This window comes from Streptomyces sp. NPDC048473, assembly GCF_043200155.1.
Lineage (GTDB): Bacteria > Actinomycetota > Actinomycetes > Streptomycetales > Streptomycetaceae > Streptomyces.
In genome coordinates this window covers 1-2,607 of the sequence record NZ_JBICXE010000152.1, presented here as the reverse complement: position 1 = coordinate 2,607, position 2,607 = coordinate 1, and the positions used below count along the sequence as shown (strand labels likewise).

The window sequence follows — 2,607 nt, the reverse complement described above, 5'->3', positions numbered from 1 at the left end:
TCGCGCGAGAGATCTACCGCCACCTCACAAGCGCATGCATCAGCTCACCGACAACGACTTCCGCAGCTTGACGATCTATAGGAGCTTCAGAGTCACTCATTAGGCTGCCCCCAAGCTTCGATCAGGCCGCTACGACGGCCCGACGGAAGTGGTCTTTCACCACCTCTCGATCAACATCGCGCCTCGTGGCGCACAGCTGTGCTGCGAAAAAAGCCGAGGCCGTCCGCAGGACCTCATTCGCTCGCCGCAGTTCCCGCACCTCGCGCCGCAGCTGGGCGAGCTCTTCCTCCTCCTCGGTGGTGAGACGGAGACGACGCCGGCCTCACCTTCGCCTGCCGGTTCCTCCCGCTTCCTATGAAGCAACCACTGGCCGACGATCAAGACGCATGGCTGGGTCACATCGATCCGTGCTGGACCACCGTGACCGTCGGCAGTCAGTAATCAGTGCCCGGACTCATCCGCTGAATACGCGACACCTCAACATGCGAGCCCACCAGTCCCAAGGCCGGAAGAGCCAGCAGGCGCTTCTGCTGCTGGCATAGGGCAGGCGCTGGCGGGAGCGGATGTAGGCCCGCAGCAGTTCGGCGACGGGCTCTGGGAGGGGAGGCGGTGGATCTCCCAGGCGGATGGTGATGGTGATGCCGTCGTCGGTGACGCCGTCGATCCTGACCGTTCCGATCCTCCCCAAGGGCCGACCTGCCGCCGACTGAATCGACGTCCGGGCCGAGCTCAGCGCCGGGTCACGGTGACGAGCCGGTAGGGCGGCTGGTGGCCGATCACGAGGGAGGCGTCGGCGAGGTCGTAGGTGTCACCTGACGTTACCCCGGAGACCGGGTTCACTTGCACGGCGAGCGGAATGTAGTCCGCATTGCCGGAACTATCCTGGTTTATGGCATTGATCGCCGTGCATATGGCCTCTGCCTGGCTGTACCCGGCCTGCTCGTTGTCCGTGAAGATCCAGGCCGTGCTGTTGGCACCCATGATCGATTCGAGGCAGTACGCCAGACCGTCGGGTGCGGCGGCCCTCGACCAGATGTTGCCGGGGTGCGGCACGAGAACATCGGTGTGCGGGACGTGGTGACCGAAGCCCGTGATCGAGCCCTGGGTGAGCTGCATGGTGTTCGGCGGGATGCCCCACTCCTCCAGGCTCTCCCGAAGGCGACCCGCCTGCATCGCCAGGTCGTAGGCGTTTAGGTTCTGCTTCCTGTGCCAGGCCTCCATGAGGAACTCGGTGTCTTCCCTCCGCTGGCCGTCCACCGCGCCCACCACGGTGTTGCGCGTGTATTCGATCACCTCTCCCACCGCCACGTGGGTCTCGTAATCAATGTAGGGCTCCACACGCTGCTGGTGATCGGGGTGAAGGTCCTGGTACCAGGCGGCCGACAGCACCTCCTGCCGCGTCAACCTGCGCTTGGCCTCGTCCCCGTCCATGTACAGCGTTCGCTGTACCGGTGCCGTGGAGGCGGTGGCGGCCGATGCGGCGGCTTCCGGCGCGTGGACGGCATCGGGCACCCGTCGCGACATCACCCGCGTGGCCGTGGCCTCTGCCTCCCGCTCGAAAGTGTCGGAGGGATCCGACAGACGCAGCCCCGTTCCGTCGTCGGTGCCGGCGACTGGGCCTTGCCGCTGCTGGATGACGTGGGTGAGTTCGTGGGCGAGGGTGTGCTTGTCACCACCCCCGTCGCCCAGGACGACGTGATCGCGGGAGGTGTAGGCCCGCGCCCCGATCTCGGCGGCGGAAGCCCTGGCGGTGCTGCTGGTATGGATGCGGACGTCTGAGAGGTCCGCGCCGAGCCGGGCTTCCATCTCGGTGCGTGTGTCGTCGTCGAGGGGGCGGCCGCCGGTGCGCAGGACGTCATGGATGGTGGAGTGCTGTACGGGGTGCTCGGTCTGGTGGTGGTTGCAGTCGGCGCCATGCTGGTGTCGTTCCTGGGCCCATGGGTGTCCGGCCCGGCGGAGCATCTGGACGACTGCCGCGTTGCCGACGGTGCTCTGCAACGCGAGGAGGCCCGGGAGCGGCGTCCGGCTCGCGGCCTGCGGTTGGCGGGCCGGTGCCCTGCCCTTCCGTGCCTCGGCCGACCTGGCCTGGTCTTCGGCGTACATGCGACCTCTTCCTCCGTGGGCAGACAACTCCCCTCTGGATACCTGAGGCGCGGGCGGTCGGGCCAGGTACCCGAGGGCAGACTGGGGGCAACGTGCGTGGGCCGTTGGCGCGTGGCATGGTGCGCCCCGGACGCCCCGGACGCCCTGGTAGCCGGCCACGGTGCCAGACCTGGCCCGCGAGACGGACCACCCGCTGCCCTTCGGCAAGAACATGCGGTCGCGGGTGTCGGGATGGACCACACGCACTCTGGCTGCTAACCTCGCCGTTTCGGTTGGGCTGAGGCGGCTGCGTTGATCACCAACTGGTGGGTGGTCGAGGCGATTTTGTTGCCTGGGCATGGTGGAGTCCCGGCGCAATGGTCGGGTTCTCCGGGTCCTTCGGATTGTGGGTGGGCGGGGGTCTGCAGATCAGTCAACCGGTCGGGGCAGTGCGGCAAGGCGGTGGAAAGCCGTGGCCAGCTCGTGTCTCCAGGGCCAGGTCGCCGAGATCCGCAGGCGGAGGCG

General features: G+C 67.4%; 1 protein-coding gene and 1 pseudogene. Both read right to left on the bottom strand.

The genetic code is table 11. From position 1 onward, the window contains the following. Positions 1 to 205: 205 nt before the first annotated feature. Positions 206 to 304: pseudogene (locus ACGFU7_RS47810) on the bottom strand (XRE family transcriptional regulator); the annotation flags it as partial. A 425-nt stretch (positions 305 to 729) separates the two neighbouring features. Further along, positions 730 to 2,103, bottom strand: a complete 1,374-nt coding sequence (locus ACGFU7_RS47805) for a DUF4157 domain-containing protein (protein WP_393705073.1) — start codon at positions 2,101 to 2,103, stop codon at positions 730 to 732. Positions 2,104 to 2,607 lie beyond the last annotated feature (504 nt).

Coding starts and splice junctions, on each gene's coding strand:
- ACGFU7_RS47805 (WP_393705073.1), bottom strand. CDS start 2,103: ATGTACGCCGAAGACCAGGCCAGGTCGGCCGAGGCACGGAAGGGCAGG.